The following is a 24035-nucleotide window of genomic DNA, read 5'->3' as shown; positions in this document are numbered from 1 at the left end:
CCGGACCAGCAGGCCAGGCGCTCCAATCACACGCATGGACGAGATCGTCGACGCCATCGAGGTCGGCTGGCGTGGTCCCGCCGCCAAGGCATATCGGGCCCTCCATCGGGGTGCCGCGCAGGATGCCGTACGCATCCAGCGGACCATGCGACTGCTCGCGTTGGGGGTTCGCCTGAGTGAGGACGGCTTCACGAAGCAGGAGATCGAGACCTTCGAGCAGTTCCGTAGAGTCCAGACCGATGTTGACATCGAGACAGAGGTCGACGCCCTTTCCACTCCGGCGACCGCTCCCACCGCGTCGGCACCGACCAGTCGCCTGCGCGACCTCTGACGCGCGGTCGGGAAAGCGGCTGTCACGTGACGGGCCGGGACACCGCACCGGCCGGCCACCGTTCCCTACGGCCTCCGGCACTCCGCGCTCTCCACGTGGCTCAACGCGGGCGTGGACGCCACCGAGGTCGCTCACGGCCCGGTCCCAGGGCCTTCGTCGTTCGTCGTTCGTGGTTTCCGTGCTCCCACCTGGGACGATGCCTCACGGTCCAGGCCGCGAACAGGCCGCGGCCCCTGTCATACGGTCGCTGAGCACGGCACACGCCTGCACATACAACAAGACCCCGCGCTCAGCTTTTCCGCTGATCACGGGGTCTTTTGGCACTTCCTGCGAAGTGCCCCCGGCAGGATTCGAACCTGCGCACACGGCTCCGGAGGCCGTTGCTCTATCCCCTGAGCTACGGGGGCGTTTCGCCGTGTTGCTCGGCGACGGGAGAAACACTACCAGCTTCCACGGGGTGTCCGTGAACAGGTATTTCCGTGCTGCCGAGAGGGCCCGTGCAGGTCGGCGGGCGGGGAGGGCGGCCGGGACGGCGTACATCCGGCCATGCCCGCACCACTCGTCCGGGGGCGGAAATGGGCAAAACCCGGACGCAGCCCCTACGCCGCACCTACTCTCGGAGTGTGTCAGGCGCGTGTGGCCGCGTGCTTGTTGTCGACGACAACAAGGTCATCCGGCAGTTGATCAGGGTCAATCTCGAGCTTGAGGGCTTCGAGGTCGTGACCGCGTCCGATGGTGTCGAGTGTCTGGATCTGGTGCATCAGGTCTGTCCCGATGTGATCACTCTCGATGTCGTCATGCCCCGACTGGACGGTCTGCAGACCGCCACCAGATTGCGTTCCGATCCGCGGACCAGACATCTGCCCCTGGCGATCATCAGCGCCTGCACCCCCTGCGAGGTGGACACCGGGGTCGCCGCAGGCGTGGACGCGTTCCTGGCGAAGCCCTTCGAGCCCAGCGAACTGGTTCGGCTCGTGGGGGAGTTGGCGAACCGGGCGGAGCCGCCCGCGGCCGACGGCAGACAGGGGGCGGGGAGGGCGGAGAGCGCCGCCGGGTGACCGCATGGCGAAACGGGGTCGCGGGGTGGCCCCCTTCCTCCCATACGCTTGTCCTGTGACCCCCGCCGATCTCTCCAGGGCCGTGCTGCACGCTGTGCGTCGCGCGGTCGACGAGGACGCCTTGCGCGCGCCCGTGCCCGCGCGCGTGCGGGTGGAGCGGACCAGGCCCGGTGGGCGTGGGGACTACGCCTGTGCCGTCGCCCTCCAGCTGGCCCGGCCCGCCGCGCTGCCGGCCAGGGACGTCGCCGAGATCATCCGGGAGCGGGTGCGGGGCGTGCCGGGGATCGGTGTGGTCGAGGTCACGGGGCCCGGCTTCCTGAACTTCAGCCTGCTGGACGGTGCCGACCGGATCGGCGCGCTCGTCCGGGACATCGCGAGGAGCGGCCGGGAGTACGGGCACGGGCACGACCTCGCCGGTACGACCGTGTCCTTCGCGCCCGTCCAGGAGGCGCGCGCCCTGGTCGTCACCGAGGTCGTCGAGCGGCTGCTCCGCGCCCAGGGAGCGACCGTGGGCGCGCGGGCCGCGGGCGGGGAGGCGCTGCACGTGATGCCGGTGCCCGCCGCCGACCGCGATCTCTTCGCGCGGCTCGGGAACGACGCCGCGCGCTGGGCGCTGCTGCGGGCCGCGCCGCACGACCGGCCCCAGGACACCGGCGACGACGCGCTCCTCGCGCAGCGGGAGGGCAATCCGCTGTTCCGCGTGCGGTACGCGTACGCGCGCACCCGGGCCCTGAGCCGCAACGCCCGGCAGCTGGGGTTCACCGCCGCGTACGAGGGCCTCGGGGGCGGCGCCCGGCCCGGGGGCGCGGAGCGTGCGGACGCCGTGACGGACGCGCTCGCGGCGCTCCTCGCCGACCATCCCGACGTGCTCGCCGCCGCCGCCCGGCACCGGGAGCCCGACCGGGTCGCCCGGCAGCTGGAGGCGGTCGCGCGGGCGTTCTTCGACTTCCACGACGGCGCCCCGCCGCTCCCCGTCGGCGACGAGAAACCCTCGGCCGCCCACCGTTCCCGGCTCGCCCTCGCCGAGGCCGCCGGGACGGTGCTGGCAGGCGGCCTGTCCCTGCTCGGCATCAGCGCACCCGAAGTCCTCTGAGAGACCCGAGAGAGCAGAGCAAGCACCATGAGCCGTTCCGCACACCCCGCCGGGCCCCGCCACGCCGACGTCCTGCCGGAGGGGCACTACACCGCCCCGCCCACCGACCTCAACGCCCTGGACGCCAAGGTCTGGTCCCGTACCGTCGCCCGGAACGCGGACGGCGCCGTCACCGTCGGCGGGATCGAAGTGGCGCGGCTGGCCGAGGAGTTCGGCACCCCCGCCTACATCCTCGACGAGAGTGACTTCCGGGCCCGCTGCCGGGCCTGGGCCCACGCCTTCGGGCCGGACGCCGATGTGTTCTACGCGGGGAAGGCGTTCCTGTCGCGGGCCGTCGTGCGCTGGCTCAAGGAGGAGGGCCTCGACCTCGACGTCTGCTCCGGCGGCGAGCTGACCTGTGCTCTGGACGCGGGGATGCCCGCCGAGCGCATCGCCTTCCACGGCAACAACAAGACCGTCGCGGAGATCGAGCGGGCGGTCACCGTCGGTGTCGGGCGGATCGTGCTCGACTCGTTCCAGGAGATCGCCCGTGTGGCCCACGTGGCGCAGCGGCTCGGCAAGCGGCAGCGCGTACAGATCCGGGTGACCGTGGGTGTCGAGGCGCACACGCACGAGTTCATCGCGACCGCGCACGAGGACCAGAAGTTCGGGATCGCGCTGGCCGGGGGAGAGGCCGCCGAGGCGGTGCGTCGGGCGCTCGCCCTCGACGGGCTCGAACTCATCGGCATCCACTCGCACATCGGCTCGCAGATCTTCGACATGGCCGGCTTCGAGGTCTCCGCCCGGCGCGTGGTGGGGCTGCTCGCCGAGGTGCGCGACGAGCACGGTGTCGAACTGCCCGAGATCGACCTGGGCGGCGGGCTGGGCATCGCGTACACCTCCGACGACGACCCGCGCGCGCCGCACGAGATCGCCAAGGCGCTCGGCGACATCGTGACCCGCGAGTGCGAGGCGGCCGGCCTCGCCACCCCGAGGATCTCCGTCGAGCCGGGGCGCGCCATCGTCGGCCCCTCCGCGTTCACGCTGTACGAGGTCGGCACCATCAAGCCCCTGGAGGGGCTGCGTACGTACGTCAGTGTCGACGGCGGCATGTCGGACAACATCCGCACCGCTCTGTACGACGCCGAGTACAGCGTGGCGCTCGTCTCCCGTGCCTCCGACGCCGAACCGATGCTCGTCCGCGTCGTCGGCAAGCACTGCGAGAGCGGCGACATCGTGGTCAGGGACGCCTTCCTGCCGTCCGACCTGGCGCCCGGCGACCTGATCGCCGTGCCCGCCACCGGCGCGTACTGCCGCTCCATGGCGAGCAACTACAACCATGCCCTGCGTCCGCCCGTCGTCGCCGTGCGCGACGGGCAGGCGCGTGTGATCGTCAGGCGTGAGACGGAGGAAGATCTCCTGCGTCTCGACGTCGGCTGATGAAATAGATGTCTCAGGATCCGGACGTATGACAGAAACTCCCGTCCGTTGAGTGAGACTGGTCCAGATATCAGAGGTTGAGGAATCGAGGTCGGATGATGCGTACGCGTCCGCTGAAGGTGGCGCTGCTGGGCTGTGGAGTGGTCGGCTCAGAGGTGGCGCGCCTCATGACGACGCACGCCGAAGACCTCGCCGCGCGCATCGGCGCGCCGGTCGAGCTCGCCGGTGTCGCCGTCCGCCGTCCTTCCAGGGTGCGCGAGGGCATCGACCCCGCACTGATCACCACCGATGCGACGGCCCTGGTCAAACGGGGCGACATCGACGTCGTCATCGAGGTCATCGGGGGCATCGAGCCTGCCCGTACGCTCATCACCACCGCCTTCGAGCACGGGGCGAGCGTCGTCTCCGCGAACAAGGCGCTGCTGGCCGAGGACGGCGCGGCCCTGCACGCCGCCGCCGAGAAGCATGGCAGGGACCTCTACTACGAGGCCGCCGTGGCCGGGGCGATCCCGCTGGTGCGGCCGCTGCGCGAGTCCCTCGCGGGCGACAAGGTGAACCGGGTCCTCGGCATCGTGAACGGCACCACCAACTTCATCCTCGACCGGATGGACACCAGTGGCGCCGGATACTCCGAGGCGCTCGACGAGGCCACCGCGCTCGGCTACGCGGAGGCCGATCCGACCGCCGACGTGGAGGGCTTCGACGCCGCCGCCAAGGCCGCGATCCTGGCCGGTATCGCCTTCCACACTCGGGTCAGGATCGGTGACGTGCACCGCGAGGGCATCACCGAGGTCACGGCCGCCGACATGGCCTCCGCCCGCCGCATGGGCTGCACCGTCAAGCTCCTCGCGATCTGCGAGCGCGCCGCCGACGGGAACTCCGTCACCGCGCGGGTGCACCCCGCGATGATCCCGCTGAGCCACCCCCTGGCCTCCGTCCGTGAGGCGTACAACGCGGTCTTCATCGAGGCCGAGGCGGCCGGGCAGCTCATGTTCTACGGCCCCGGCGCGGGCGGCTCGCCGACCGCGTCCGCGGTCCTCGGCGACCTGGTCGCGGTCTGCCGCAACAAGCTGGGCGAGACCACCGGCCCCGGCGAGTCCGCCTACACGCGGCTGCCGGTCAGCCCGATGGGCGACGTCGTCACGCGGTACCACATCAGCCTCGACGTGGCCGACCGGCCGGGCGTGCTCGCCCAGGTCGCGACGGTCTTCGCCGAGCAGGGCGTGTCGATCGACACCGTCCGCCAGCAGGGCAGGAGCGCGAGCGGCGTCGACGCGGCCGCCGCCGCACAGGACGGCGGCGAGGCGTCCCTCGTCGTCGTCACCCACCGCGCGCCCGACGCCGCCCTCTCGGCGACCGTCGAGGCGCTGCGCAAGCTCGACACCGTGCGCGGTGTCGCCAGCATCATGCGTGTTGAAGGGGAGTAAGGACCCATGACCAGCAAGGGCACCCACCAGTGGCGCGGCATCATCGAGGAGTACCGGGACCGGCTCCCGGTCACGGACACGACGCCGGTCGTCACGCTTCGTGAGGGCGGCACGCCGCTCGTTCCCGCCCAGGTCCTCTCCGAGCGCACGGGCTGCGAGGTACACCTCAAGGTCGAGGGCGCCAACCCCACCGGTTCGTTCAAGGACCGCGGGATGACGATGGCGATCACCCGCGCCAAGGAGGAGGGCGCGCGTGCCGTCATCTGCGCCTCCACCGGAAACACCTCCGCCTCCGCCGCCGCGTACGCGGTCCGGGCCGGCATGGTCTGCGCCGTTCTCGTACCGCAGGGCAAGATCGCGCTCGGCAAGATGGGGCAGGCGCTGGTGCACGGCGCCAAGATCCTCCAGGTGGACGGCAATTTCGACGACTGCCTGACGCTGGCCCGCTCGCTTTCGGACAACTACCCGGTGGCGCTGGTCAATTCGGTCAACCCGGTCCGCATCGAGGGTCAGAAGACCGCCGCGTTCGAGATCGTCGACGCCCTCGGCGACGCTCCCGACATCCACGTCCTCCCGGTCGGCAACGCGGGCAACATCACCGCGTACTGGAAGGGCTACAAGGAGTACGCCGCGGACGGCATGGCCTCGCACACCCCGCGCATGTGGGGCTTCCAGGCGTCGGGTTCCGCGCCCATCGTCCGCGGCGAGGTCGTCAAGGACCCGTCGACCGTCGCCACCGCGATCCGGATCGGCAACCCCGCCTCCTGGCAGTTCGCGCTGAACGCCCGGGACGAATCGGGTGGTTTCATCGATGAGGTGACGGACCGCCAGATTCTGTCCGCGTACCGGCTGTTGGCCTCCCGGGAAGGCGTCTTCGTGGAGCCCGCCTCGGCCGCGTCGGTCGCCGGTCTGCTGAAGGCCGCGGAGCAGGGCAAGGTCGACCCCGGCCAGAAGATCGTCTGCACGGTCACCGGCAACGGCCTCAAGGACCCCGACTGGGCCGTCGCCGGCGCCCCGCAGCCCGTCACGGTTCCGGTCGACGCGGCCACCGCCGCCGAGAAGCTGGGCCTCGCCTAGTGCCGTGACCGGGTGGTCGACGGGCCCGGCCCGTTCCCCCGGCCGTCGGTCCGCCTCCCGGCCGCTCCCGCCCGTACCGGCCGGCCCCCTCCGGCCGGGCCGGTCGACGGTCACCAGGGACGGGAGCGCGGCCCGGTACGGGGCGCCGTCGGCGCGAGGGCCGGTCGCCGCAGGGAGGGAATTCGGCCCAACCGTCCCTTTCCGAGGGCGAGAGCGCGCAGGAGACGGGCGACACGCATCGTGCGCCTCCTGTGCGCCCTATGTCGCCACAGAACCTTCCTTCGATAAGCTGTAGTCGACCCGCCCGCCGCATATGCCGCGGTGCAGGGGTCGTTGTGGCCGTCGGTCTCCCGGAACCCACTCCCCGGAACCCACTCCCCGCCGCCACGACATCCGCCGTCGCCGAGAAATCGCTTCACCACCCCCGCCGCCTCACAAGGAGAGTCGTCCAACCGATGGCCGGTCCCGCCTTCCGAGCCGCCGCCGTCCGGGTGCGCGTCCCCGCGACCAGCGCCAACCTGGGCCCGGGTTTCGACGCCTTCGGCCTCTCGCTGGGGCTGTACGACGACGTCGTCGTCCGCGTGGCCGACTCCGGACTGCACATCGACATCGCGGGCGAGGGCGCCGAGACCCTGCCGCGCGACGAGAGGCACCTCCTCGTGCGCTCCCTGCGCACGGCCTTCGACCTGCTCGGCGGGCAGCCGCGCGGCCTGGAGATCGTCTGCGCCAACCGCATCCCGCACGGGCGCGGCCTCGGCTCCTCCTCGGCGGCCATCTGCGCCGGCATCGTCGCCGCCCGCGCGGTGACGACCGGCGGCGACACCCGGCTCGACGACGCCGCGCTGCTCGATCTCGCCACCGAGATCGAGGGACACCCGGACAATGTCGCGGCCTGCCTGCTCGGCGGTTTCACCCTCGCGTGGACGGACGGCGGATCGGCCCACGCGATCAGGATGGATCCCGCGGATTCCATCGTTCCGGTGGTTTTCGTCCCCGACCGGCCGGTGCTGACCGAGACCGCCCGCGGACTGCTGCCGCGCACGGTCCCGCACATCGACGCCGCCTTCAACGCCGGGCGTGCCGCGCTGCTCGTCGAGGCGCTGACCAGGCGCCCCGAGCTGCTGTTCACCGCCACCGAGGACCGGCTGCACCAGGAGTACCGCGCCCCGGCGATGCCGCAGAGCGCGGAACTCGTGCACCGGCTGCGCGCCGACGGCGTGCCCGCGGTCATCTCCGGTGCCGGGCCGACCGTGCTCGCACTGGTCGAGGACGGTGCGGCCGACAAGGTCGCACGGCTGGCGGGCGAGGGCTGGGCCGCCAATCGGCTCACGCTCGACGCCCCTGGCGCGAGTGTGCTTCCGCTCGCCCCGTAGCCGCGAGGTGAGGGCCGGGTGGCCGAGAAGTGATTGCCGGTGAGTGAGAGGGGGAATGTTTGTTGGAGCCGGTAGTGTTAACCTCAAGTCTGCAATCGACGTCCATGAGGCGCGTTGCTCCGTGTCCCTTTCCGGGACCACCTTTTCTCCGGGAGCCTCCCCAAACTGCCTGAGCAGCCTGCCTGAGCAGTTTCGTGCACGCTCCGGAACCGGCACGACACACCCCTCGCTCGTCCAGGAGTGGGCCGAGCAGGGGGATGCCCGCGCCGGACCCCCGCACACCTTCATTTTTCCGCCGTACCCCGGCGGACCACCGCCCCGGCACGGTCCGCAAGCAGAAGAGACCGCAGCCGGACAGCACAACCGGTCGCCGAGCCAGAAGGCCGACGTCCGCTCCAGGGAAGGACCCTTCGTGAGCGACACCACCGATCTGATGGGCGTGACTGCCGACAAGAGCGTCGACAGCGCCGCGCCCGCCGAAGGTGCTGCCACTGGCACCACCACACGGCGCCGCCGCTCCGGCACCGGCCTTGAGGGCATGGTCCTGGCCGAGCTGCAGCAGGTCGCGTCCGGCCTCGGCATCAAGGGCACCGCGCGGATGCGCAAGGGCCAGCTGATCGAGGTCATCAAGGAGGCGCAGGCAGCCGCCGCCGCGCCCAAGGCCGCCGCGCCCGCCGCCGACGCCGAGACCAAGCCGAAGCGCCGTGCCACGTCCAAGGCCCGCACCGGCGAGGACGCCGCGCCCGCCGAGAAGGCCGCCGCCGCCCAGCAGCAGATCGACATCCCCGGTCAGCCGGCCAGCGACGAGCAGCCCGCCGGCGAGCGCCGTCGGCGCCGTGCCACCGCGCAGGCGGGCAGCCCGGAGCCCAAGGCGGAGAGCAAGCCGGCCGTCGAGGCCAAGGCCCAGACGCAGGCCGAGCCCAAGAGCGCCGAGCCGAAGAACGAGGACCGCGCCGAGGCCGCCGCCGACACGGCCGAGGGCCGTCGGGGCGAGCGACAGGACCGCGGCCAGCGCGGCGAGCGGGGCGACCGCCAGGAGCGCGGGGACCGCCGCGACCGGCAGCGCGACCGCCGCGGCAAGGGCGACGACCAGGGGCAGGGCGGTGGCCAGGGACAGCAGGGCGGCCAGCGCCAGCAGCGCCAGGGCGGCCAGCAGGACGACGGATACGACGACGAGGCGGGCGGCCGCCGCGGCCGTCGGGGCCGCTACCGCGACCGTCGTGGCCGCCGCGGCCGCGACGACTTCGCGGGCGAGGTCCAGGTCTCCGAGGACGACGTCCTGATCCCCGTCGCGGGCATCCTGGACATCCTCGACAACTACGCGTTCATCCGGACCTCCGGCTACCTGCCCGGCCCGAACGACGTGTACGTCTCGCTCGCCCAGGTCCGCAAGAACGGTCTGCGCAAGGGCGACCACGTCACCGGCGCGGTGCGGCAGCCCAAGGACGGCGAGCGGCGCGAGAAGTTCAACGCGCTGGTCCGCCTCGACTCGGTGAACGGCATGGCGCCCGAAACCGGCCGCGGCCGACCGGAGTTCCAGAAGCTGACCCCGCTCTACCCGCAGGACCGGCTCCGCCTGGAGACCGACTCCAACGTCCTGACGACGCGGATCATCGACCTGGTCGCGCCGATCGGCAAGGGCCAGCGCGGGCTGATCGTGGCCCCGCCGAAGACCGGCAAGACCATGATCCTGCAGGCGATCGCGAACGCGATCACCGTCAACAGCCCCGAGTGCCACCTGATGGTCGTCCTGGTCGACGAGCGTCCGGAAGAGGTCACCGACATGCAGCGGTCGGTGAAGGGCGAGGTCATCTCCTCGACCTTCGACCGCCCGGCCGAGGACCACACCACCGTCGCCGAGCTGGCCATCGAGCGCGCCAAGCGTCTCGTCGAACTGGGTCACGACGTGGTCGTGCTGCTGGACTCCATCACCCGCCTCGGCCGCGCCTACAACCTCGCGGCCCCCGCCTCCGGACGCATCCTGTCCGGTGGTGTCGACTCGACCGCGCTGTACCCGCCGAAGCGCTTCTTCGGCGCCGCGCGCAACATCGAGGACGGCGGTTCGCTGACCATCCTGGCCACCGCGCTCGTCGAGACCGGCTCGCGCATGGACGAGGTGATCTTCGAGGAGTTCAAGGGCACCGGCAACATGGAGCTCAAGCTCGACCGGAAGCTCTCGGACAAGCGCATCTTCCCGGCGGTGGACGTCGACGCGTCCAGCACCCGCAAGGAGGAGATCCTGCTCGGCGGCGAGGAGTTGGCCATCGTCTGGAAGCTGCGCCGGGTGCTGCACGCGCTCGACCAGCAGCAGGCGATCGAGCTCCTCCTGGACCGGATGAAGAAGACCCAGTCCAACGCGGAGTTCCTGCTCCAGATCCAGAAGACGACGCCCGCTCCGGGCAACGGCAACGACTGACGTCGTACCGTACCGGCAGGCTCACAGGGCCGCCCCCGTCACCGCCGAGGTGACGGGGGCGGCCCTGTTTCCTGCGCCCGCGCGGATCGCGCGCGGTGCGTCGCTCCGCGCGCGATCCGGCCCTTTCGGTCGATCCGAGACCTTCGCCACACGACGGACCTGACGGCTCGGTTCGCGACGATGGCTGTACCGAGCAAGAAACCGCAGGTGAGCGCCGGATCACCGACTGTTCGCCGACGTGGGTCGCGGCCTTTGTGCCGACTTGTTCCTCACGCGGATGTGACGAACCGCTGTGCAACCCTTCTTCATGCCGCGACGTCGTACGAAGTACCGCGACGTCGTACGAGTCGCGTGAAGTGGCGACAAGTCGTCACAGCGGAAAGAACCAGTGCGCACGCACCGCTGCCGGGGGTGGCCGCGAGGAGCCGGGAACAGAAGGAGAAGGATGAGCGGGCAGAACGGGAGCGGCATCCGAATACGCGCCACCGGCAGACGCCGCAAGAAGCCTTCCCGCCGCCACCGGACGGCGGTGATCGCCGCCTGGACCCTGGTGGGGGCCGTGGCCCTCGGCGGAGGCGGGCTCGCCCTGGCCTACTTCGACCTCAACGGCAACCTCAAGGCCGTCGACATCAACGCGGCGCTCGGCAAGGACCGCCCCGACAACGTCGACAACGGCTCCCAGGACATCCTCGTGCTCGGCTCCGACTCCCGCTCCGGCGCGAACGCCGCGTACGGCACCGACGAGGGCACGGCCCGTTCCGACACCGCGATGGTCCTGCACATCGACAAGGGCCACCGGAGGGCCTCCGTCGTCTCCATCCCGCGTGACACCCTCGTCACCCGCCCCGACTGCGTCGGCGACACCACCGGGCGGCTCGTCGCGGGCGAGCGGCGCGCGATGTTCAACACGGCGTACGAGGTCGGCGGGCCGGCCTGCGCGGTCAAGACCGTCGAGGCCATGTCCGGCATCCGCATGGACCACTACCTGGAAGTCGACTTCACCGGGTTCAAGAAGCTCATCGACGAGCTGGGCGGCGTGAAGATCACCACGACCACGGCGATCCACGACCCCAAGAGCCATCTCGACCTTCCTCCCGGCACCCACGTGCTGAACGGCGAGCAGTCGCTGGGGCTCGTCCGCACCCGCAAGAGCGTCGGCGACGGCAGCGACCTCGGCCGCATCCAGCTCCAGCAGGCGTTCATCAAGGCGCTGATGGAACAGGTCAGGAGCGTCGGGGTGTTCTCCAGCCCGACGAAGCTGTACGACCTCGCGGACGCCGCCACCAAGGCCGTCACGACCGACTCCGACCTGGGATCGGTCAAGGAACTGGCTTCCTTCGCGAACGGCCTCAAGGGGCTCGGCGCGGAGAACGTCCACATGGTGACCCTGCCCGTCCAGTACGACCCGGCCGACCCGAACCGCGTCGTACCGCTGGAGGAGTCCGCCCGGCAGGTCTGGGACGCGCTCAAGGGCGACAGGCCGATCCCGGCCTCGGCCACCGAGAAGTCGGCCGGTGACAAGGGGACCGCGGGCGACGTCGTGCGCTGACCCCGGCCGCGCCGCGGGCCGGAACCGGTGACGCCTCGTGATGCGGTGTGACGGTCGGTGGCGCGCGGTCGCGTCCCCGATGCGGGACCGGGCCCGGGAATAGGTGCGGGCCGCCCCCGGTTTTGGGAGATGCGGCCGGTCCTGGCAGACTGGACCGTCGGCCCCGGTTCACGGACACGCATCCCGTGCGTCCGACCCGGTGCCCTCCCGAACCTAGGAGAATCCCTTGAAGCGCGACATCCACCCCGCGTACGTCGAGACGCAGGTCAGCTGCACCTGCGGCGCGTCGTTCACCACCCGGAGCACCATCGACGGCGGCACCATCCGCGCCGAAGTCTGCTCCGAGTGCCACCCGTTCTACACGGGCAAGCAGAAGATCCTCGACACCGGTGGCCGTGTGGCCCGCTTCGAGGCCCGCTTCGGCAAGGCTGCCGGCTCCGCCAGCAAGTAGCGAGCCACTGCGCCGGTTCTCGGCGCCCTCTTCCCGGGGGCGCCGAGACCGGCGTTTTTCCGGCTCGGGGTACGACACGTCCCCGTACCCCCGCCCGGACGGCGGCACGCCGTCCAGCAGGCACGTCCGAGTGAAGGAACCAGGAGCCCGAAGATGTTCGAGGCCGTCGAGGAACTGATCGGTGAGCAGACCGATCTGGAGAAGAAGCTCGCGGACCCGGCGGTCCACGCCGACCAGGCCAACGCGCGCAAGCTGAACAAGCGCTACGCCGAGTTGACTCCGATCGTCGCCACGTACCGCTCCTGGAAGCAGGCCGGCGACGACATCGAGACGGCCCGCGAACTGGCCGCCGACGACCCCGACTTCGCCGCCGAGGTCAAGGAGCTGGAGCAGCAGCGCGAGGAGCTCACCGAGAAGCTCCGCCTCCTGCTGGTCCCGCGCGACCCCAGCGACGACAAGGACGTGCTCCTGGAGATCAAGGCCGGCGCCGGGGGTGACGAGTCCGCCCTGTTCGCCGGTGACCTGCTGCGGATGTACCTGCGCTATGCCGAGCGCGTCGGCTGGAAGACCGAGATCATCGACTCCACCGAGTCCGAGCTCGGCGGCTACAAGGACGTCCAGGTCGCGGTGAAGACCAAGGGCGGCAACGGCGCCACCGAGCCCGGCCAGGGCGTCTGGGCCCGTCTGAAGTACGAGGGCGGCGTGCACCGTGTGCAGCGCGTGCCCTCCACCGAGTCCCAGGGCCGCATCCACACCTCCGCCGCCGGGGTGCTCGTCACCCCCGAGGCCGAGGAGGTCGACATCGAGATCCACGCCAACGACCTGCGCATCGACGTCTACCGCTCCTCCGGACCCGGCGGCCAGTCCGTCAACACCACGGACTCCGCGGTCCGCATCACGCACCTGCCGACCGGTGTCGTCGCCTCCTGCCAGAACGAGAAGAGCCAGCTCCAGAACAAGGAACAGGCCATGCGCATCCTGCGCTCGCGCCTGCTGGCCGCCGCCCAGGAGAAGGCCGAGGCCGAGGCCGCCGACGCGCGCCGTAGCCAGGTCCGCACCGTCGACCGCTCCGAGAAGATCCGCACGTACAACTTCCCGGAGAACCGGATCTCGGACCACCGCGTCGGCTTCAAGGCGTACAACCTGGACCAGGTGCTCGACGGCGACCTGGACGCGGTGATCCAGGCGTGTGTCGACGCCGACTCCGCCGCGAAGCTCGCCGCAGCATAGGACCGGCCGCACACGTCGACCTCCCGACGCGTCGGCCGACCCCAGCAAAGCCCGTCCCGCCCGTGACCCCGTACGGAGTACCGCGATGAACCTGCTGCTCGCCGAGGTGGCTCAGGCCACCCAGCGGCTGGCCGACGCCGGTGTGCCCTCACCGAGATTCGACGCGGAGGAGCTCGCCGCCTTCGTGCACGGCGTCAAGCGGGGCGAGTTGCACCGTGTGCCGGACGCGGACTTCGACGCCCGCTACTGGGAGGCGATCGCCCGCCGCGAGGCCCGCGAACCGCTCCAGCACATCACCGGCCGCGCCTTCTTCCGCTACCTGGAGCTCCAGGTCGGGCCCGGCGTCTTCGTCCCCCGCCCGGAGACCGAGTCCGTCGTCGGCTGGGCGATAGACGCCGTGCGCGCGATGGACGTCGTCGAGCCGACCGTCGTCGACCTGTGCAGCGGCTCGGGCGCCATCGCCCTGGCCATCGCCCAGGAGGTGCCGCGTTCCCGGGTGCACGCCGTGGAGCTCTCCGACGACGCCCTCAAGTGGACCCGGAAGAACGCCGAGGGGTCCAGGGTGACCGTCCACCACGGCGACGCCCTCACCGCCCTCCCCGAACTCGACGGCCAGGTCGACCTGGTCATCTCCAACCCGCCGTACATCCCGCTCACCGAATGGGAGTACGTGGCCCCCGAGGCCCGCGACCACGACCCGGAGATGGCCCTGTTCTCCGGCGAGGACGGCCTCGACACCATCCGCGGCATCGAACGCACCGCGCACCGCCTGCTGCGCCCGGGGGGCCTCGTCGTCGTCGAGCACGCCGACACCCAGGGCGGTCAGGTGCCGTGGATCTTCGCCGAGGAGCGCGGCTGGGCCGACGCGGCCGACCACCCCGACCTCAACAACCGTCCGCGCTTCGCCACCGCCCGCAAGGCCATGCCGTGACCGGCGCCACCCGCACCCGGGGCCGGGCCGCGACCGGCGGCGCCCGCACGCACGCCCCGCACCCGCCATATCCGTACATGCTTGAGGAGGCCGGCTGATGGCACGGCGATACGACTGCAACGACGCGACCGACCGTACGACGGGGCTGCGCGAGGCCGTGTCGGCCGTCCGCCGCGGCGAACTGGTCGTGCTGCCCACCGACACCGTGTACGGCGTCGGCGCGGACGCCTTCAGTTCCGAGGGCGTCGCCGATCTGCTCGCCGCCAAGGGCCGCGGGCGCAACATGCCCACCCCCGTGCTGATCGGCTCCCCGAACACGCTGCACGGCCTGGTCACCGACTTCTCCGAGCAGGCGTGGGAGCTCGTCGACGCCTTCTGGCCGGGCGCCCTGACGCTCGTCGCCCGGCACCAGCCGTCGTTGCAGTGGGACCTCGGGGACACCCGCGGCACCGTCGCCATCCGGATGCCGCTGCACCCCGTCGCCATCGAGCTGCTCACCGAGTTCGGCCCGATGGCCGTCTCCAGCGCCAATCTCACCGGCCACCCCGCCCCCGAGAACTGCGACGCCGCCCAGGAGATGCTCGGCGACTCCGTCTCCGTCTACCTCGACGGGGGACCGACACCCGGCATCGTGCCGTCGTCGATCGTCGACGTGACCAGCAAGGTCCCCGTACTGCTGCGGGCCGGCGCGGTCTCCGTCGAGGAACTCCGCAAGGTGGTACCCGACCTCGAGGTGGCGAATTGACCGCCCCTGAGGGGCGTGGCATAGCGGGGCGGGCCGACACTTTCCGCATCCTCCACGTCAGCACCGGCAACGTCTGCCGCTCGCCGATCACCGAGCGGCTGACCCGGCACGCCCTGGTGGACCGCCTCGGCGATCCGCTGCTGGGCGGGCTGATCGTGGAGAGCGCGGGCACCTGGGGCCACGAAGGCGCCCCCATGGAGGCCAACGCCGAGATCGTCCTCGCCGACTTCGGCGCCGACCCCACGGGCTTCGTCGGCCGGGAACTCCTGGACGAGCACGTGATCCGCGCCGACCTGGTGCTCACCGCCACCCGCGACCACCGGGCGCAGGTCATCTCGATGGGGCACTCGGCCGGGCTGCGGACCTTCACGCTCAAGGAGTTCACCCGGCTGGTCCGCGCCATAGATCCGGCCACCCTGCCCGACCCGCGCGGCGAGGGCGTCGTCGAGCGCGCCCGTGCGCTGGTGCGCGCCGCCGCCGCGCTGCGCGGCTGGCTGCTGGCGCCCACCGCCGAGGCCGACGAGGTGAACGACCCGTACGGGGCCCCGATCACGTTCTTCCGGTCCATCGGCGACGAGATCAACCAGGCCCTGGAGCCGGTCGTCACCGCGCTGACCGGCGTACCGGCCGCGCACTGACCCACGCACCGGCGACCCCGGCGCACCGCCCCGCCGTGCGGAGCCGTGCGCACCGTGCGCACCTGATTCCGTATGCCGCTGGGCGCCGCTCTGACGGCCGTAGGCGAGGACAAGCGCCGGAGGGTCGGGCGGGTGTACGGCGGCGCCGCACAGCGGGCGGAGGGCCCGTGACGTGCCTACATTGGAGCTGACGCCAGCGCACCCACTCCAGGCCCGGAGCTCCTCGATGCCGGTCACCACCCCCGCCGCACAGCCCTCGTCCGCCGACGCGGTCCTGCCGCAGGACTTCGGCGCCCTGCTCCGGGAGGACCCGGAGATCGCCGCCGTGCTGCTCGCGGAGCTGGACCGGCAGTCGAGCACCCTGCAGCTGATCGCCGCCGAGAACTTCACCTCCCCGGCGGTCCTCGCCGCCCTCGGCTCACCGCTCGCCAACAAGTACGCCGAGGGCTACCCCGACGCCCGCCACCACGGCGGCTGCGAGCACGCCGACGCCGCCGAGCGCGTCGCCCGCCACCGCGCCACCGCCCTCTTCGGCGCCGAACACGCCAACGTCCAGCCCCACTCCGGGTCCTCCGCCGTCCTCGCCGCCTACGCCGCCCTGCTGCGCCCCGGCGACACGGTGCTCGCGATGGGGCTCCCGTACGGCGGCCACCTCACGCACGGCTCGCCCGCCAACTTCTCCGGCCGCTGGTTCGAGTTCGTCGGCTACGGGGTGGATTCCGAGAGCGGCCTGATCGACTACGCGCAGGTGCGTGCCCTGGCCCGCGCTCACCGCCCGAAGGCGATCGTCAGCGGCTCGATCGCGTACCCCCGACACCCGGACTACGAACTGTTCCGGGACATCGCCGACGAGGTGGGCGCCTATCTGATCGCCGACGCCGCGCACCCGATGGGGCTGATCGCCGGGGGAGCGGCGCCGAGCCCGGTGCCGTACGCCGACGTGGTCTGCGCGACCACGCACAAGGTGCTGCGCGGCCCGCGCGGCGGGATGATCCTGTGCGGCGCGGAGCTGGCCGAGCGGATCGACCGGGCGGTGTTCCCGTTCACCCAGGGCGGCGCGCAGATGCACACGATCGCCGCGAAGGCCGTCGCGTTCGGGGAGGCGGCCACATCGGCGTTCGCCGCGTACGCCCGCCGGGTGGTCGTGCACGCCCGGGTGCTGGCCGCCGGTCTGGAGGCCGAGGGCTTCGAGGTCACCACGGGCGGCACGGACACCCATCTGATCGTCGCGGACCCGGCGCCGCTGGGCGTCGACGGGCGGCTCGCCCGGGACCGGCTCGCGGCGGCGGGCCTGGTCCTGGACGTCTGCGCGCTCCCGTACGGGGATGCCCGCGGTATCCGGCTCGGCACGGCGGCGGTGACCAGCCAGGGCATGGACGACGTAGACATGGCACGGCTGGCGGCCCTGTTCGGGGCGGCGGTGCGCGAGGAGGGCGCGGCGGCGGACGTCCGCACGGAGGTCCGGGAGCTGGCCCGCGCGCACCCGCCGTACCCGTCCGGCACGCGGGCCGCCGGCCCCGGACCCTCCGGACCCTCCGGACCCTCCGGACCGGACGGTCCGGCCTGACCGGGAGGCGTCCGGTCCGGCCCGGGCGGGCCCGGCGACGGGGGCGGAACGCGGAACCACCGGCCCGTCCGCGGGTGTCCTCGACCATGAGCCCGCGATGTCCTGGACCAGGAATCGGACCTTCCGGACCGTCTAAGGTGTGGGCTGAGATGGCCGTAGAGATCTGTGGGGCAGCCCGTGCGTGATTACCTGCTGACGCTCTGCGTCACGGCTGCGGTGACCTATCTGCTGACCGGCCCGGTGCGCAAGTTCGCCATCGCGGCCGGGGCGATGCCCGCTATCCGCGCGCGCGACGTGCACCGGGAACCGACACCGCGGCTCGGCGGCATCGCCATGTTCGGCGGGCTGTGCGCGGGCCTGATCGTCGCGGCCCATCTCCACAACCTCGACTGGGTCTTCCAGCAGTCCGACGAGCCGCGGGCGCTGCTCTCCGGGGCGGCGCTGATCTGGCTGATCGGTGTCCTGGACGACAAGTTCGAGATCGACGCGCTGATCAAGCTGGGCGCCCAGATGATCGCCGCCGCCGTGATGGTGCTCCAGGGCCTGACGATCCTGTGGCTGCCGATCCCCGGCATCGGCACGGTCGCGCTCACCCAGTGGCAGGGCACGCTGCTCACGGTCGCCCTGGTCGTCATCACCATCAACGCGGTCAACTTCGTCGACGGCCTGGACGGGCTCGCGGCGGGCATGGTGTGCATCGCCTCGGCCGCGTTCTTCCTGTACACGTACCGGCTCTGGTACGGGCACATGATCGAGGCGGCGGCCCCCGCGACGCTGTTCACCGTGATCCTGATGGGCATGTGCCTGGGGTTCCTGCCGCACAACATGCACCCGGCCCGGGTCTTCATGGGCGACTCGGGATCGATGCTGATCGGGCTGGTGCTGGCGGCCGGGGCGATCTCCGTCACCGGTCAGGTCGACCCGGACACGATGACGCTCTTCGCGGGCAGCGAGCGCGAGGCCACCCACGCGATGCTGCCGGTCTTCATTCCGCTGCTGCTGCCGCTGACCATCATCGCGATCCCGGCCGCGGACCTGGTGCTGGCGATCGTGCGGCGCACCTGGAACGGCCAGTCGCCGTTCGCCGCGGACCGCGGGCATCTGCACCACCGGCTGCTGGAGATCGGTCATTCGCACAGCCGGTCCGTGCTGATCATGTATTTCTGGTCGGCGCTGATCGCCTTCGGCGCGGTCGGCTATTCCGTGCATTCGGCGTCCCTGTGGATCGTGCTGGTGATCATGGGACTGAGCGCGCTGGGCCTCGTCCTGCTGCTGATGCCGCGCTTCACGCCCCGGGCGCCGTACTGGGCGGAACGCTTCCTGCCGCCCCGCTACCGCCGACACCGACGCGGTCGCGCGGAGGAGTCGCCGCAGGAAGCGGCCACAGCGGCCGGGGAGGCCCAACAGCGGCCCCCGGAAGGGCAGATGGGGGAGACGGACCGATGCGGCCAGGAGCGGCCCGCCACCGTCGCCACGGGCGTGTCCGGCGTCAACGGGGCGACCGCGCTCGGCGCTCGTTCGCGTTTTTCGGACAGAGATGCGACCGATTCGACCCGCTGACGATTCGGTCATCGAGGGTAATACCAGGTCAGGAATAGAGTTGTCTTGCTCACATGCGCAAATTCACTCTCATGTGTGACGGCAAGCACAGGTCTTGGTAAAGACCTCATCAAATAGTTTGTGATACCGTTCACTAGGCCCGGTGACGGAGTTGAAGGACTTGAGTACCACGGTCCGACGGCCCGAGTCGTCGACTCGGACCGGGCCCTACGCTCGTCCATGACGACACACCGACCCATCCCCTGCAAGCGGAGCTGCCCCATGCCGTCCAACGACGCCCGGACTCTCCTCCAGACCGCCGTACCCACCGCTGCCGCCGGCGCCGTCGCCGCCGCGATCAGCGGCGTTGTCGCGGGCGGCAAGGGAGCCCTCGGCGCGGTCGTGGGGACGCTCGTGGTGATCCTCTTCATGGGGATCGGACTCGTGGTCCTGCAGCGGACCGCCCGGTCCCTGCCTCAGCTCTTCCAGGCGATGGGGCTGATGCTCTACACGGCTCAGCTTCTCCTGCTGTTCATCTTCGTCGCCGCATTCAAGAACACCACGGTGTTCAATCCGAAGTCCTTCGCGATCACCCTGGTCGCGGCGACTCTGGTGTGGATCGGCGCACAGGCGCGTGCGCACATGAAGGCCAAGATCCTCTACGTCGAACCCGAGTCCGACAAGAGCGAGAAGCCCGAGAACGCCGGGTCGAAGTCGTGAAGGGTAGGGGCGGGATAAGCGTGGGTTCAAGACCCTGCTATCGTCCGGTTCCAACTGCGGCATTGCGGGCGCGGGCATGTGAGCTGACGCCTGCTCGATCGCGAGGCTCAATGCCTGACTGCCGCTCACACATCCGTAACACCAGTCCAGTGCCGAACCGCGGCTGCGCGCCGCGCCGACACAACGAGGTTGCCGTACCTATGCGCCACGCTGAAGGAGCCCGCGGTGAGTGCTGACCCGACACAGGTGCTCGCCTTCGAGACCGATTGCCACATCTTCGATGGTTGTGGTTTCCCGGCACCCGGCTTGCACTCGTTCCTGTTCGAGCCCCTCTGGGGCGACGCGGACAGCAACCTGTACTTCAACAAGCCGATGCTGCTGGCCCTGCTCGGCTCGATCATCGTCGTCGGCTTCTTCTGGGCCGCCTTCCGCAAGCCCAAGGTCGTTCCCGGCAAGCTGCAGATGGTCGCCGAGGCCGGCTACGACTTCATCCGTCGCGGCATCGTCTACGAGACGCTGGGCAAGCGCGAGGGCGAGAAGTACGTTCCGCTCATCGTCTCGCTGTTCTTCTTCGTCTGGATGATGAACCTCTGGTCGATCATCCCGGTGGCACAGTTCCCGGTGACGTCGATCATCGCCTACCCCATCGTGCTGGCGGCGATCGTCTACATCCTGTGGGTCAGCCTGACCTTCAAGCGTCACGGTTTCGTCGGCGCCTTCAAGAACTTCACCGGGTACGACAAGTCGCTCGGCCCGGTGCTTCCGTTGGCCATGCTCATCGAGTTCTTCTCGAACCTGCTGGTCCGGCCCTTCACCCACGCAGTGCGACTCTTCGCGAACATGTTCGCAGGCCACACCCTGCTGCTGCTGTTCACGATCGCCAGCTGGTACCTGCTCAACGGCATCGGGATCGCCTACGCGGGCGTCTCCTTCGTGATGGTCATCGTGATGACCGCCTTCGAGCTCTTCATCCAGGCACTTCAGGCGTACGTCTTCGTGCTCCTGACCTGCACCTTCATCCAGGGTGCGCTCGCCGAGCACCACTGAGCCTCCCGCACCCGACCCTTAGTCGTCCGGTGGCCAACCCCCACCGGTCCGTGAAAGAGAAGGAAGAACTGGCATGTCCCAGACCCTTGCTGCCGTCACCGGCTCCCTCGGCTCCATCGGTTACGGCCTCGCCGCCATCGGTCCCGGCGTCGGCGTCGGCATCATCTTCGGTAACGGCACCCAGGCCCTGGCCCGTCAGCCCGAGGCGGCCGGTCTGATCCGCGCCAACCAGATCCTCGGCTTCGCCTTCTGCGAGGCGCTCGCCCTCATCGGTCTGGTCATGCCGTTCGTCTACGGCCAGTGATCTTCGGATCCACGATTAGTCCACTAGACGAAAGGCAATGACGTGAGCCAGATGCTTATGCTCGCGGCCGAGACGGAGAACCCGCTCGTCCCGCCGATCCCTGAGCTCGTCATCGGCCTCATCGCCTTCCTCATCGTCTTCGGTTTTCTCGCCAAGAAGCTCCTCCCGAACATCAACAAGGTTCTGGAAGAGCGCCGCGAGGCCATCGAAGGCGGTATCGAAAAGGCCGATGCGGCCCAGACCGAGGCCCAGAGCGTGCTCGAGCAGTACAAGGCTCAGCTCGCCGAGGCCCGCCACGAAGCAGCTCGTATGCGCCAGGAGGCGCAGGAGCAGGGCGCCGTGATCCTGCAGGAGATGCGGGCCGAGGGCCAGCGGCAGCGTGAGGAGATCATCGCTGCCGGACACGCCCAGATCGAGGCCGACCGCAAGGCCGCGGCCGCGGCGCTGCGCCAGGACGTCGGCACGCTCGCCGTCGAACTGGCCGGCAAGCTCGTCGGGGAGTCCCTGGAGGACCACGCCCGGCAGAGCGGCACCGTCGACCGCTTCCTCGACGAGCTCGAGGCGAAGGCCGACGCGAAGGCCGAGGCCGTCCGATGAACGGCGCGAGCCGCGAGGCACTGGCTGCGGCACGTGAGCGTCTCGACGCGCTGACCGACAGCACGTCGGTCGACGCGGCGAAGCTCGCCGACGAGCTGGCCGCCGTGACGGCGCTGCTCCAGCGCGAGGTCTCCCTGCGACGGGTCCTCACCGACCCGTCGCAGGCCGGCGAGGCCAAGGCCGAGCTGGTCGGACGACTGCTGAGCGGTCAGGTGGGCGGCGAGACCGTCGACCTGGTCTCCGGCATGGTCCGCTCCCGCTGGTCGCAGTCGCGCGACCTGGTCGACGCGGTCGAGGAACTGGCGAACATCGCGGACCTCACCGCCGCTCAGCGCGGCGGAGACCTCGACGACGTCGAGGACGAGCTGTTCCGGTTCGGCCGGATCGTCGCCTCCGACAAGGAACTGCGTGCCGCGCTCACCGACCGGTCCGCGTCCGCCACCGCCAAGAGCCAGCTGCTGCGCAGCCTGCTCGGCGGCAGGACCCGGCCGGCCACCGAGCGCGTGATCACGCGCCTCGTCACCCAGCCGCGTGGACGTAGCCTGGAAGCGGGACTCGAGTCCCTCTCCAAGCTCGCCGCGGAGCGTCGGGACCGCATGGTCGCCGTGGTCACCTCGGCGGTGCCGCTCAGCGACCGGCAGAAGCAGCGTCTCGGTGCGGCACTGGCGAAGATCTACGGTCGGCCCATGCACCTGAACCTCGACGTGGACCCCGAGGTCCTCGGCGGGATCGAGGTGCGGGTCGGTGAGGAGATCATCAACGGCACCATCGCGGACCGCCTGGCAGAGGCGAGCCGTCGCATGGCCAGCTGACGAGCCGACGCAGCAAAAGAACCAGAGCAAGACCAGCGGCCCGGTTGGGCCGTGCAGAAACTGCAGAAGATTCCTGGGGGTCGGCCCCCAGACCCCCTTAAGAAACTTCGGGCCCAACAAGGAGAGCAGGGAACCCAGATGGCGGAGCTCACGATCCGGCCGGAGGAGATCCGGGACGCACTGGAGAACTTCGTCCAGTCGTACAAGCCGGACGCGGCCTCGCGCGAGGAGGTCGGTACGGTCAGCGTTGCCGGCGACGGCATCGCGAAGGTCGAGGGTCTTCCCTCGGCCATGGCGAACGAGCTGCTGAAGTTCGAGGACGGCACCCTCGGTCTCGCCCTCAACCTCGAGGAGCGCGAGATCGGTGCGATCATCCTCGGCGAGTTCGACGGGATCGAGGAGGGCCAGTCGGTGCAGCGCACCGGCGAGGTGCTCTCCGTCGGCGTCGGCGAGGGCTACCTCGGCCGCGTCGTCGACCCCCTCGGCAACCCGATCGACGGTCTCGGCGAGATCGCGACCGACGGCCGCCGCGCCCTCGAACTGCAGGCCCCTGGCGTCATGGTCCGCAAGTCGGTGCACGAGCCGATGCAGACCGGCTACAAGGCCGTCGACGCCATGGTGCCGATCGGCCGCGGCCAGCGTCAGCTGATCATCGGCGACCGCCAGACCGGCAAGACCGCGCTGGCCGTCGACACGATCATCAACCAGCGCGACAACTGGCGCTCGGGCGACGTGAACAAGCAGGTCCGCTGCATCTACGTCGCCATCGGTCAGAAGGGCTCCACCATCGCCTCCGTGCGCGGTGCCCTCGAAGAGGCCGGAGCGCTCGAGTACACGACCATCGTCGCCGCCCCGGCGTCCGACCCGGCCGGCTTCAAGTACCTCGCGCCGTACACCGGTTCGGCCATCGGTCAGCACTGGATGTACCAGGGCAAGCACGTCCTGATCATCTTCGACGACCTCTCGAAGCAGGCCGACGCCTACCGCGCCGTGTCGCTTCTGCTGCGCCGTCCGCCGGGCCGCGAGGCCTACCCGGGCGACGTCTTCTACCTCCACTCGCGTCTGCTGGAGCGTTGCGCGAAGCTCTCCGACGACATGGGCGCCGGTTCGATGACGGGTCTCCCGATCGTCGAGACCAAGGCGAACGACGTGTCGGCGTTCATCCCGACCAACGTCATCTCCATCACCGACGGCCAGTGCTTCCTGGAGTCCGACCTGTTCAACGCCGGTCAGCGTCCGGCCCTGAACGTCGGTATCTCCGTCTCCCGCGTCGGTGGTTCCGCCCAGCACAAGGCGATGCGCCAGGTCTCCGGCCGTCTCCGCGTCGACCTCGCCCAGTACCGCGAGCTGGAGGCGTTCGCCGCCTTCGGTTCCGACCTGGACGCGGCCTCGAAGGCGTCGCTGGAGCGCGGTAAGCGCATGGTCGAGCTGCTGAAGCAGCCGCAGTACAGCCCGTTCCCGGTCGAGGAGCAGGTCGTCTCCATCTGGGCCGGCACCAACGGCAAGATGGACGACGTCCCGGTCGAGGACATCCGCCGCTTCGAGACCGAGCTGCTGGACTACCTGCGCCGCGAGCGCAAGGACCTGCTGACCAGCATCCGCGAGGGCGCCAAGATGTCCGACGACACGCTGCAGGCGATCGCCGACGCCGTCGCCGCGTTCAAGCAGCAGTTCGAGACCTCGGACGGCAAGCTCCTGGGCGAGGGCTGAT

22 protein-coding genes and 1 tRNA gene are annotated in these 24035 nt (G+C 70.6%); 22 read left to right on the top strand and 1 reads right to left on the bottom strand.

Features of this window, described 5'->3' with window-relative positions; all coding sequences use genetic code 11:
* Nucleotides 1–34: 34 nt before the first annotated feature.
* Nucleotides 35–331, top strand: a complete 297-nt coding sequence (locus AB0E67_RS01895) for a WXG100 family type VII secretion target (RefSeq protein WP_362019626.1) — start codon at nucleotides 35–37, stop codon at nucleotides 329–331.
* A 335-nt stretch (nucleotides 332–666) separates the two neighbouring features.
* On the opposite strand, the gene AB0E67_RS01890 is transcribed toward AB0E67_RS01895, so the two are convergent.
* Nucleotides 667–738: transfer RNA gene (locus AB0E67_RS01890), tRNA-Arg, on the bottom strand.
* A gap of 168 nt (nucleotides 739–906) precedes the next feature.
* Here AB0E67_RS01890 and AB0E67_RS01885 point away from each other — a divergent pair.
* From AB0E67_RS01885 to atpA, 21 genes are all read left to right on the top strand, one after another.
* Entirely contained in the window at nucleotides 907–1389 is a 483-nt protein-coding gene (locus AB0E67_RS01885) for a response regulator (RefSeq protein WP_362019623.1), read from the top strand.
* 55 nt (nucleotides 1390–1444) lie between these two features.
* Complete coding sequence (gene nrtL / locus AB0E67_RS01880; protein WP_362019621.1) at nucleotides 1445–2482, top strand: ArgS-related anticodon-binding protein NrtL; 1038 nt, start codon at nucleotides 1445–1447, stop codon at nucleotides 2480–2482.
* Nucleotides 2483–2509: 27 nt separating this feature from the next.
* Nucleotides 2510–3901 carry a diaminopimelate decarboxylase gene (gene lysA, locus AB0E67_RS01875; RefSeq protein ID WP_362019619.1) on the top strand — a complete coding sequence of 464 codons (1392 nt, stop codon included), beginning with the start codon at nucleotides 2510–2512 and terminating at the stop codon, nucleotides 3899–3901.
* A 95-nt stretch (nucleotides 3902–3996) separates the two neighbouring features.
* Nucleotides 3997–5328 carry a homoserine dehydrogenase gene (locus AB0E67_RS01870; protein WP_362019616.1) on the top strand — a complete coding sequence of 444 codons (1332 nt, stop codon included), beginning with the start codon at nucleotides 3997–3999 and terminating at the stop codon, nucleotides 5326–5328.
* 6 nt (nucleotides 5329–5334) lie between these two features.
* On the top strand, nucleotides 5335–6405 hold the full coding sequence (gene thrC / locus AB0E67_RS01865; protein ID WP_362019613.1) for a threonine synthase: 1071 nt from the start codon (nucleotides 5335–5337) through the stop codon (nucleotides 6403–6405).
* Nucleotides 6406–6860: 455 nt separating this feature from the next.
* The gene (gene thrB / locus AB0E67_RS01860; protein ID WP_351628989.1) at nucleotides 6861–7778 is read left to right on the top strand and encodes a homoserine kinase; all 918 of its coding nucleotides are present in this window, start codon (nucleotides 6861–6863) and stop codon (nucleotides 7776–7778) included.
* A gap of 412 nt (nucleotides 7779–8190) precedes the next feature.
* Nucleotides 8191–10194 carry a transcription termination factor Rho gene (gene rho, locus AB0E67_RS01855; protein WP_362019610.1) on the top strand — a complete coding sequence of 668 codons (2004 nt, stop codon included), beginning with the start codon at nucleotides 8191–8193 and terminating at the stop codon, nucleotides 10192–10194.
* A 445-nt stretch (nucleotides 10195–10639) separates the two neighbouring features.
* A complete protein-coding gene (locus AB0E67_RS01850; RefSeq protein WP_362019607.1) occupies nucleotides 10640–11743 on the top strand; it encodes an LCP family protein in 1104 nt (367 codons plus the stop codon).
* Between the two features lie 226 nt (nucleotides 11744–11969).
* Nucleotides 11970–12194 (top strand): 50S ribosomal protein L31, encoded by a 225-nt coding sequence (gene rpmE, locus AB0E67_RS01845; protein WP_362019604.1) that lies wholly within the window; start codon nucleotides 11970–11972, stop codon nucleotides 12192–12194.
* 153 nt (nucleotides 12195–12347) lie between these two features.
* A complete protein-coding gene (gene prfA / locus AB0E67_RS01840) occupies nucleotides 12348–13424 on the top strand; it encodes a peptide chain release factor 1 (RefSeq protein WP_351520195.1) in 1077 nt (358 codons plus the stop codon).
* Between the two features lie 85 nt (nucleotides 13425–13509).
* Complete coding sequence (gene prmC, locus AB0E67_RS01835) at nucleotides 13510–14355, top strand: peptide chain release factor N(5)-glutamine methyltransferase (protein ID WP_351520197.1); 846 nt, start codon at nucleotides 13510–13512, stop codon at nucleotides 14353–14355.
* Between the two features lie 97 nt (nucleotides 14356–14452).
* The gene (locus tag AB0E67_RS01830; protein WP_073789185.1) at nucleotides 14453–15100 is read left to right on the top strand and encodes an L-threonylcarbamoyladenylate synthase; all 648 of its coding nucleotides are present in this window, start codon (nucleotides 14453–14455) and stop codon (nucleotides 15098–15100) included.
* Entirely contained in the window at nucleotides 15097–15738 is a 642-nt protein-coding gene (locus tag AB0E67_RS01825) for a protein-tyrosine-phosphatase (protein ID WP_362019599.1), read from the top strand. Before AB0E67_RS01830 ends, AB0E67_RS01825 begins: the two co-directional genes overlap by 4 nt.
* A 226-nt stretch (nucleotides 15739–15964) precedes the next feature.
* Nucleotides 15965–17305 (top strand): serine hydroxymethyltransferase, encoded by a 1341-nt coding sequence (glyA, locus tag AB0E67_RS01820; protein WP_362019596.1) that lies wholly within the window; start codon nucleotides 15965–15967, stop codon nucleotides 17303–17305.
* A 165-nt stretch (nucleotides 17306–17470) separates the two neighbouring features.
* Complete coding sequence (locus AB0E67_RS01815; protein WP_362019593.1) at nucleotides 17471–18865, top strand: MraY family glycosyltransferase; 1395 nt, start codon at nucleotides 17471–17473, stop codon at nucleotides 18863–18865.
* A 261-nt stretch (nucleotides 18866–19126) separates the two neighbouring features.
* Nucleotides 19127–19564, top strand: a complete 438-nt coding sequence (locus AB0E67_RS01810) for a hypothetical protein (RefSeq protein ID WP_351520203.1) — start codon at nucleotides 19127–19129, stop codon at nucleotides 19562–19564.
* Nucleotides 19565–19774: 210 nt separating this feature from the next.
* Nucleotides 19775–20611, top strand: coding sequence for a F0F1 ATP synthase subunit A (gene atpB / locus AB0E67_RS01805; RefSeq protein WP_351520212.1), 837 nt, complete (start codon nucleotides 19775–19777; stop codon nucleotides 20609–20611).
* A 73-nt stretch (nucleotides 20612–20684) separates the two neighbouring features.
* Nucleotides 20685–20915, top strand: a complete 231-nt coding sequence (gene atpE / locus AB0E67_RS01800; RefSeq protein ID WP_250967599.1) for an ATP synthase F0 subunit C — start codon at nucleotides 20685–20687, stop codon at nucleotides 20913–20915.
* Nucleotides 20916–20957: 42 nt separating this feature from the next.
* Complete coding sequence (locus tag AB0E67_RS01795) at nucleotides 20958–21512, top strand: F0F1 ATP synthase subunit B (protein WP_362019590.1); 555 nt, start codon at nucleotides 20958–20960, stop codon at nucleotides 21510–21512.
* Nucleotides 21509–22324, top strand: coding sequence for a F0F1 ATP synthase subunit delta (locus AB0E67_RS01790; protein ID WP_362019587.1), 816 nt, complete (start codon nucleotides 21509–21511; stop codon nucleotides 22322–22324). The genes AB0E67_RS01795 and AB0E67_RS01790 overlap by 4 nt, the downstream gene beginning before the upstream one ends.
* A 138-nt stretch (nucleotides 22325–22462) precedes the next feature.
* A complete protein-coding gene (gene atpA / locus AB0E67_RS01785) occupies nucleotides 22463–24034 on the top strand; it encodes a F0F1 ATP synthase subunit alpha (RefSeq protein WP_351520206.1) in 1572 nt (523 codons plus the stop codon).
* Nucleotide 24035 lies beyond the last annotated feature (1 nt).

It is taken from the genome of Streptomyces sp. NPDC032161 (assembly GCF_040636995.1).
Lineage (GTDB): Bacteria > Actinomycetota > Actinomycetes > Streptomycetales > Streptomycetaceae > Streptomyces.
This window is presented reverse-complemented; position numbering and strand designations above follow the sequence as displayed.

Excerpts from the sequence above, each read along its gene's own strand:
- atpA (WP_351520206.1), top strand. The coding sequence starts at position 22,463 with ATGGCGGAGCTCACGATCCGGCCGGAGGAGATCCGGGACGCACTGGAG.
- glyA (WP_362019596.1), top strand. The coding sequence starts at position 15,965 with ATGCCGGTCACCACCCCCGCCGCACAGCCCTCGTCCGCCGACGCGGTC.
- prmC (WP_351520197.1), top strand. The coding sequence starts at position 13,510 with ATGAACCTGCTGCTCGCCGAGGTGGCTCAGGCCACCCAGCGGCTGGCC.
- AB0E67_RS01830 (WP_073789185.1), top strand. The coding sequence starts at position 14,453 with ATGGCACGGCGATACGACTGCAACGACGCGACCGACCGTACGACGGGG.
- AB0E67_RS01895 (WP_362019626.1), top strand. The coding sequence starts at position 35 with ATGGACGAGATCGTCGACGCCATCGAGGTCGGCTGGCGTGGTCCCGCC.
- AB0E67_RS01885 (WP_362019623.1), top strand. The coding sequence starts at position 907 with ATGGGCAAAACCCGGACGCAGCCCCTACGCCGCACCTACTCTCGGAGT.
- AB0E67_RS01850 (WP_362019607.1), top strand. The coding sequence starts at position 10,640 with ATGAGCGGGCAGAACGGGAGCGGCATCCGAATACGCGCCACCGGCAGA.
- thrC (WP_362019613.1), top strand. The coding sequence starts at position 5,335 with ATGACCAGCAAGGGCACCCACCAGTGGCGCGGCATCATCGAGGAGTAC.
- prfA (WP_351520195.1), top strand. The coding sequence starts at position 12,348 with ATGTTCGAGGCCGTCGAGGAACTGATCGGTGAGCAGACCGATCTGGAG.
- lysA (WP_362019619.1), top strand. The coding sequence starts at position 2,510 with ATGAGCCGTTCCGCACACCCCGCCGGGCCCCGCCACGCCGACGTCCTG.
- atpE (WP_250967599.1), top strand. The coding sequence starts at position 20,685 with ATGTCCCAGACCCTTGCTGCCGTCACCGGCTCCCTCGGCTCCATCGGT.
- AB0E67_RS01790 (WP_362019587.1), top strand. The coding sequence starts at position 21,509 with ATGAACGGCGCGAGCCGCGAGGCACTGGCTGCGGCACGTGAGCGTCTC.
- AB0E67_RS01810 (WP_351520203.1), top strand. The coding sequence starts at position 19,127 with ATGCCGTCCAACGACGCCCGGACTCTCCTCCAGACCGCCGTACCCACC.
- AB0E67_RS01870 (WP_362019616.1), top strand. The coding sequence starts at position 3,997 with ATGATGCGTACGCGTCCGCTGAAGGTGGCGCTGCTGGGCTGTGGAGTG.
- thrB (WP_351628989.1), top strand. The coding sequence starts at position 6,861 with ATGGCCGGTCCCGCCTTCCGAGCCGCCGCCGTCCGGGTGCGCGTCCCC.